The sequence below is a fragment of the Nocardiopsis sp. TNDT3 genome, assembly GCF_003427465.1.
Taxonomy (GTDB): domain Bacteria; phylum Actinomycetota; class Actinomycetes; order Streptosporangiales; family Streptosporangiaceae; genus Nocardiopsis; species Nocardiopsis dassonvillei.
In genome coordinates this window covers 1-7,563 of the sequence record NZ_QPFC01000688.1, presented here as the reverse complement: position 1 = coordinate 7,563, position 7,563 = coordinate 1, and the positions used below count along the sequence as shown (strand labels likewise).

General features: G+C 73.8%; 6 protein-coding genes. 2 read left to right on the top strand and 4 right to left on the bottom strand.

Annotation, left to right across the window (positions count from 1 at the left end):
* On the bottom strand, positions 1-381 hold a 381-nt coding region (locus DQW06_RS17205), incomplete at its 3' end, for a response regulator transcription factor (protein WP_157983467.1).
* Between the two features lie 49 nt (positions 382-430).
* Positions 431-2,125, bottom strand: a complete 1,695-nt coding sequence (locus DQW06_RS17200; RefSeq protein WP_117198914.1) for a sensor histidine kinase — start codon at positions 2,123-2,125, stop codon at positions 431-433.
* A gap of 151 nt (positions 2,126-2,276) precedes the next feature.
* Between DQW06_RS17200 and DQW06_RS17195 the strand changes: the two genes are divergently transcribed.
* Complete coding sequence (locus DQW06_RS17195; RefSeq protein WP_117198913.1) at positions 2,277-3,533, top strand: hypothetical protein; 1,257 nt, start codon at positions 2,277-2,279, stop codon at positions 3,531-3,533.
* A gap of 376 nt (positions 3,534-3,909) precedes the next feature.
* Here the strand turns inward: DQW06_RS17195 and DQW06_RS17190 are convergent, their stop codons facing one another.
* Both DQW06_RS17190 and DQW06_RS17185 read right to left on the bottom strand, forming a co-directional pair.
* The gene (locus tag DQW06_RS17190; protein ID WP_117198912.1) at positions 3,910-5,523 is read right to left on the bottom strand and encodes a nucleotidyl transferase AbiEii/AbiGii toxin family protein; all 1,614 of its coding nucleotides are present in this window, start codon (positions 5,521-5,523) and stop codon (positions 3,910-3,912) included.
* A 92-nt stretch (positions 5,524-5,615) separates the two neighbouring features.
* Entirely contained in the window at positions 5,616-6,200 is a 585-nt protein-coding gene (locus DQW06_RS17185) for a TetR/AcrR family transcriptional regulator (protein WP_013155246.1), read from the bottom strand.
* A gap of 209 nt (positions 6,201-6,409) precedes the next feature.
* On the opposite strand from DQW06_RS17185, the gene DQW06_RS17180 reads away from it, so the two are divergent.
* Positions 6,410-7,303, top strand: coding sequence for an oxidoreductase (locus DQW06_RS17180; RefSeq protein ID WP_041552901.1), 894 nt, complete (start codon positions 6,410-6,412; stop codon positions 7,301-7,303).
* The last annotated feature ends 260 nt before the right edge of the window (positions 7,304-7,563 follow it).

The window sequence follows — 7,563 nt, the reverse complement described above, 5'->3', positions numbered from 1 at the left end:
CGGCGACAGGTACGCCCCGCCCTCCGCGACCGCGCGCAACCCCTCCACCAGCTGCCGGGGGTCCCCGCTCTTGAGCACGAACCCGCTGGCGCCCCCGGACAGGGCCCGCGCGATGTAGGCGTCCTCGGAGAACGTGGTGAGGATGACCACCGCCGTCCCCGGGTGCTCCCGGGAGATGACCTCCGTCGCGGTCAGGCCGTCCGTGCCGGGCATCTGCACGTCCAGCAGGGCGATGTCGGGACGGTGCTCGGCGACCAGGGCCACGGCGGCGGCACCGTCCCCGGCCTCGCCCACCACCTCGATCCCCGGCGCCGCCGACAGGATCGCGCGCAGCCCGGCGCGCATCATGGCCTCGTCGTCGGCGAGGACGAGGCGCAGCACCCCGGCACCGTCTGTCGCGTTCACGCCGACACCCTACTGGGACGCCCGGTCAGTCGGTCCGCTGGAGCTCGTCCTTGGCGACCAGGACACCGTCCTCGAAGCACAGCCGGTACACCGGCGGCAGCCCGTTCTCGTACCGGGACAGGTAGAAGAGGCACCGGGCACCGGGCGGCGCGGGCGGTTCGGAGGCCCGGGCCGACACCGAGTGCTCGGGGTAGGAGAACCGGGGGAGCACCTCCTCCACCCGCTCCCGGTCGTCCCCCACGGTCAACCGCCCGTACCGCTCCGGAGACAGGACGGTGTTGACGCCCACCCAGGACAGCAGGCCCAGGCCGACCGCCGCCAGCCCCAGGCCCAGCGCGGCCGGAACGGCCACGGCGGCCACCAGTCGGCGCCGCGCGCGGGCGCGGGCCTCGCTGTGAGCGCGGTGCGTCTCCGACTCCCCGAGTTCCTCCGCCCCGCCCTCGGCACCGGGGTCGGGCACGGTCGCCCGGACGGTGAACCCCGCGCCCTCCCCCCGGCCCGCGGCGAAGCTCCCGTCGAGCTCCTCCACCAGCGCACGCAGCCCGGCCAGGCCGGACCCGCCCCCGCTCCGCGCGGGCAGGACCGTCCGCACGGCCCCGGGCGGTCCGGTGTCGCTGACCGACACCCGGGTCCGGTCGGACTCGCGGACCACCCGCACGGTCACCTCCGCCTCCGGCGCGTACTTGGCCGCGTTGGTCAGCGCCTCCTGGACCACCCGGTGCACGGCGCCGCCACCCGGGGCGGCGGGATCCGGATCGGGGCCCTCCCGCAGCAGCCGGACCCGCATACCGGCGTCCGAGGCGCGCTGCACCAGGGCCGCCACCGACTCGCCCGTGCCCGGATCGTCCGTGTTCAGCGCGCCTGCCTTCGAACCGCCCGCGCCCGGTCCGGAAGCGGCTTCACCGTGGCCGTCGCCACCGTCGTCCTCGCGCAGCACCCCGATGATCTCCCGCAGCCGCAGGTTGGCCTCGTGCGCCGCCGTGCGCAGCTCACCGGCTGCCCGGCCCTGCTCGGAGTCCTCAAGAGCGGTCATCTCCAGGGCCGCCGCGCGCACCGCGATCAGCGCGAGGTCGTGGCCGAGGGAGTCGTGCATCCGGGTCGCGATCCGGGCGCGCTCCCACAGACGGGCGCGGTCGGCCTCGGCCGCGCGGGTCCGCTCCATGCGTTCGGCGATCTCCCAGCCGCCCCGCCACACCCGGCGGCGCAGGCGCTGGTAGCGGCCGAACAGCCACGGGGTGAGCGTGCTCAGCGCGATGGTGAGGACGACGCCCAGCCAGTCCACGGAGTCGGACAGGAACGCCCGGACGCCGGTGCCGGATACCAGCCCCGCCGACAGGTGCAGGACGAGGGTGAACGAGCACGCCACGACCACCATCGCCACCACCGGGCGCACCCGTTCCGAACGCAGGCCGGTGAGCAGCGCCAGCACAGCTACGGCCAGCCAGGGCGCGATCACGGTGGTCTCCACCACCAGGAACCCCGAGGCGGACGTCTGCAGGACCGCCCCGCTGAGCATGACGCCCAGGGAGACGAACGGCAGGGGACGGGACAGGGCCGCCGCGACGGCCAGGGCGGCCAGCAGGAGGCACGCTTCGAGGACCGGCGGCCGGTCGCGGACCCCGGAGAGCTCGATCACGATCAGCGCGCCCAGAAGGGCCCACAGCGCGGCCTCGAAGGCCGGACGGGCCCACCCGCGCGGTTCTCTCCGGATCTCCCGCATGGCCACAGGTTAGTCAGCCCTGCCGTCAGTACCCCTGCCAGCACTCCCGTCGAGCGGTGTCTCCGGAGCCGCGCCGAACCTTCCCGCCGCGCGGAGTGTCGGAGGTACATGCGACAAAGTCCTGATCACCCCCGACACCAGGAGAGAGCCCGTGCCATCCGGATTCCACAGCCCCGGACACCCCGAGGACCTGCCGCGCCCCGAGGTGCTCTGGACGCTCGGCGCGCTGAGGATCGCGCTGTCCGCCGGCTTCGGCCCCGTCTGGTCGGAGGGGCACCGGGTCGAGGACGACGGTGTCCTGCTCCTCCAGGACGGCGGCGGCAACTGGTGGCGGATGGCCCGTGTCGAGGGCGGTCGGTACCTGATCATCGGCTGGGACCGGGCGGGGAGGACCGACAGTGCCTTCCGGCCCCCGGTCAATCCGTACGCGGACGCCCCGGAGTGGCTCCCCTGGGAGTGGATCTCCCGGCTGGAGGGCGGCGTCCCCGTCGGCTTCGTGTACTGGTGGGAGGACGGGACGTGGGCGCGCTCGACCTACCACGACCAGGTGGACGAGGACGGTTTGGGGATGCGCCTGTCCGCCTTCGTCGGCCCGGAGGAGGCCACCCACCACCTCCTGGCCCTCGTCAACGAGGTGGTGTCGGTGACCGGGGGCCCGCGTCCCGACGAGGGTGACGACCCCTTCGACGACCTGGGGGAGCGGCTCTACACCCGGGTGAAGCACACCGTCGAGGGAGGAGCGGTCGACTTCGGCTTCCTGGACCCGATGCCCTTCGACACCGCCGCGGCCACCAGCGTCCTCCGCGCCGCCGGGATCTCCGGAGGCGGTCGCCCCGCCGCCCCGCTTCCCGCCGGGACGGAGAAACCGGCCCAACGCGGCCGGACCCGCGTACTCAGCGACCAGGAGTGGTCGGTCCTGGTGGAGTCCGTGATGCGGACGGCCGCGGAGAGGCCGCGACCCGCGCCCCGGGAAACCGGACCGCTGCGCGAGCTGTGCGACCTCCTGCGCGGCCTGGCCGCCGAGCACGGAGGCGAAGTGACCTACACGATCACCGGCGGGAACAGCCAGAGCCAGTCCACGCTGGTGGACGCCGGGGGCAACCGGATCCAGCAGGAACCGCGCGGCCACCACGACTACGAACTGCGCCGGGTCGAAGGCCACCCCGAGCACGGCACGTGGTTCTTCCTGCGCGCCCGGGCGACCCCCGACGCGGTGGAGGTCGACCGGGCCTACGACCACCGGCCGGAGTGGTCGACGGAGTCCGCCCTCGGCGTCGGTGTGTGGGTCGGGGACGTCGCCGCGGAGATGGCCGGCCGTACCCCCGAGTGGCGCCCGGAGTGGGTGTGGCTGCTGGACGAGGAGACCGCCTACGACCCGCCCGCCGACCCGTTCGTCCGTCCGGCCTGACCGGTCTGTGCCTGGCCAGTCTGTGCCTGACCGGTTGGTCCGTGCCTGGTCGGTCTGGGTCCGATCGGTCTGTGCCTGGTCGGTCCGCGCCCCCGGGCACGGCACGCGTTCCACCCCGGCCGGAGGTTGTGCACAGGCACGGAACAGGGCTGGCGGAGTGAGGGCCGATCGCGGTTTGCTGGAAAGTGGGGGTCCCCCGGGCCCGCCCATCTCGACGTGCCCGCACACCGTCTCACCCCGCGCCCTGCCCGCGGACACACGGACCGCCCCCCGCAAAAAAAGGGGGGCGGTCCGCTCATTCCTCGCGGAGCCCGCTCGCTCCTCCCGAAGTCCGCGTACTCCATTCCGGAGCCCGCTCGCTCCTTCCGGAACCCGCTCACTCCCCCCGGAACACGGGGGCCATCGCCGCCTCGAAGCGGTCCACCCACTCCCCGGCGTCGCCCTCCACCCACGGGCAGTCGCTGACGAAGTCGTCCCACTCGTCGGAGTCGAGGCTGCCCTCCTCCCGCAGGAAGCGCTCGTCCACGGTCTCGGCCCGGTCGCCCAGTTCGGGGCGCAGCACACCGACCAGCAGCTCACGCGAGGGCCGCGCGCTCTCGGCCAGCAGGACCGCGTCGTAGAGGTCCTTGCCCTGCGGGTAGGTGTCCGTGTACAGCCACAGCACCTTCCAGGCCAGGGACAGCTCCGCCCCGGCCGCCAGCACGTCCGCCCCCGCCACCGACACCGCCACCGGCGGCTCGGGCAGCGACTCGTTGAACACCACGTCGATCTGCACGGTGCCCGGGGGCAGGCCCCCGGCCCGCCACGGGACGACCACGCGGCGGCCCGGCGCCCGCTCGTAGGTCCAGATGCTCTCCAGCCGCACGCCCTCGGCGTCGAAGGAGATCCCCTGTGCGGAAGCGTCCGTGACGGCCCCGACCACGTCCGCGAACATGCGGTCGGCCGGGTCCCCGAACGGGGCGGTCTCGGCCGGGACCACCACGAAGTCCAGGTCTCGGGGGCGCCGGGCGGCGTCACCCGCCCACACCGGCATGAGCATGCTGCCGCGCAGCATGAGGCTGTCCCGCCACGGTGTACCCGCGATCGCGCGCAGGGCCAGCTCCATCGCCCGCCGGTTGGCCTCCCACCAGCGGGAGCCCAGGCCGGGATCGGTGAACACCGGCTCACCCGCCCGGTAGGCGTCGTCCAGGTGCTTGAGCGCGGGGTCGAACACCTTGCCCTGACTCGCCTCGGGGCCGTCGGTGTTGGGCACGTAGGTGCCGGGCGGGCGCTGCCGGTAGCCGTCCGGCGCGTACACGCTCGGCGGAACCTCGTCGGCGTCGCGGACCGGGGCGGCGTCCATCCACCCCGCGTCCACGGACAGGGCGGTGTCGTGGACGACGAACTCCCGCTCGACGGACAGGACCCTGGGCTGCCACCCCTCCTTGTCCTCGAAGGTCACCCCGGCCCTCTCCAGGGCCTTCAACAGCGCGTGTTCGAACCGGGCGGCCTCCCTGCGGCCCACACGTGAGCACCGCTGGGTGACGAACCGTTCCTGGAAGCCGTCGTCGCGGACCCTGCGCGCGTTGCGCGACAGCCGGGCGTGGTGGGGTTCCACGATCGCGGACAGGGCCGCCAGGTCGGCCGACGCCGGGAGCAGGAGTTTGACGTGCGTCTCGAAGTAGCACGACTCCGGCATCAGCTCGGCCTCCTCCCGGTCCCAGGGGACCCCGGCGGCCCGGCGGGACACCTCCAGCTTGGTGCGGGTGACCGCGAACCCGGCCCCTGCCAGCAGGGCCGCCCAGCGCTCCGCCACGGCCAGCTCCCGCGCCAGGGTGCTCCCGTCGGAGTGGTAGGTGACCATCGGCTGTGACGGGGACTCGCCCCGGTCCAGCTCGATGTGGGTGAACTTGAGCCCGTGCTCGCGCGCCCACTCCGATGCCTCCGCGACGCGCCCGGGGGCGGTCGCGTCCAGGGTCAGGTGGGTCTCGAAGTCACTGGAGAACTCCATCGGGGGCCTTCTTCTGTCTCGGGGGCCTTCCGCCCCGGGGGTACCTCGCCCGTGGGACGTATGGGGCGGCCGTCCGGTTCGGGACCCGGGCGTCAGCGCGGCCCGAGGCCCTCGAAGAGCACCCCGACCATGTCCGCGAGCTTGGCGTCGATCTCCTCGGGGGAGGACGTGGCCGTGAGCGCGACCAGGCCGTGCATCGCGGCGGACACGGTCATCGTGACGGCTTCCGGGGTGCCGCCCGCGATCTCCCCGGCGGCCTGGGCGTCGAGGATGGGGCGCATCACCCGTTCGAGCAGCCGCCCCACGGCGGCGTACAGCTGCTCGGAGACGTCGGGGTCGTGCTTGCGCGCGTACATGAGGTCGAGCAGTGCGGCGTGCTCCCCCGCGAACCCCACGTAGGCCCTGGCCAGGGCGAGAACACGGGTCCGCGCGTCACCCGCCTCGGGTTCCGCCGCCTCCAACCGCTCGGTCAGGCGCTCGAAACCGCTGAGCGCGAGCGCGTCCAGCAGCGCCTGCTTGTCCCGGAAGTGGCGGCCCGGCGCGGCGTGGCTGACTCCCGCCTCGCGGGCGATCTCGCGCAGGGACAGCGCGGCCTGCCCCCGTTCGGCCAGGGCGCGTTCGGCGTTGGCGAGCAGGACGGCGCGCAGGTCTCCGTGGTGGTAGGGGCGGTCGGCCATGGAAACCAGGATAGACCGACACCCTCGCGGCCCCCGCGGCCCTCGTGGCCACCAGGGACAGCCCGGGGGAGCCGGGGCACCAGGGACAGCCCGGGGTGTTGTGGCCGACGTGGTGTCTGTGACTGCTGTGAATACTGCGGACAGCCCGGGGTGTCACGCTCTCCGTGGCCGCCGTGGACAGCCCGGGTGCGCTCGCCTACCGTGGCGCAATGGACACCACAGCGGTCAGCATCCCCGACCTGAGCGGCCGTACGGCGGTCGTCACCGGAGCCAACAGCGGCCTGGGCATCGAGACCACACGCGTCCTGGCCCGTGCGGGCGCGCGCGTCGTGATGGCCGTGCGCGACGTGGCCAAGGGGCGCGCCGAGGCCGCCGGGGTGCGGGGTGACACCGAGGTGCGCCACCTGGACCTGGCGGACCTGGCGTCCGTGCGCGCCTTCGCCGAGGCCTGGAACGGCGACCTCCACCTGCTCATCAACAACGCGGGCGTCATGGCGGTCGCCAAGGGCGTGACCAAGGACGGGTTCGAGACGCAGTTCGGCGTCAACCACCTCGGCCACTTCGCCCTGACCAACCTGCTCCTGGAACACGTCACCGGACGGGTGGTCACCCTCTCCTCCGGAATGCACCGCATGGCCCGGGGCATCGACTTCGACGACGTCAACCTGGACCGCGGCTACACGCCCTACCGGGCCTACAACCAGTCCAAGCTCGCCAACCTGCTGTTCACACTGGAGCTCCAGCGCCGCCTGGACGCGGTGGGCTCCCCCGTGCTCTCCACCGCCGCCCACCCCGGCTACGCGGCCACCAACCTCCAGAGCCACGGGGCCAACCCGATCTCCAGGGCGGCCCTCATGCTCGGCAACAGGGTCTTCGCCCAGAGCGCCGCCAATGGCGCCCTCCCCACGATCTACGCCGCCACCCAGGACGTGCCCGGCGCGGCCTTCGCCGGACCCAAGGCCATGGGCGGCACGCGCGGCGCCCCCGCCCTGTCCAGCCGGAGCGAGGCCGCCTGGGACGGTCGCGCCGCCAAGCGCCTGTGGACGCTGTCGGAGGAGATGACCGGGGTGAGCTTCCCGCTGCGGTCGTCCGACCCGGTCTGACCGGCGGTGGTGCGCGCCGGTCCTGCTCGGCTTCGGATCTGAACGGCACGCCTGTCCCAGGATGTGCGCCCGTGCCACTCGGCCTCGATCTGGAGCGGCACGTCTGCCCCGGGGCGTGCGACGGTACCACTCGGCTTCGGTCTGGAACGGCACGCCTGCCCCGGGACGCGCGCCCGTACCGCTCGGCTTTCGACCGGAAGGGCACACCCGTCCCGGGGTGCGCGCCGGTACCGCCGTCCCCGTCCGCCCCGCCCACCCGC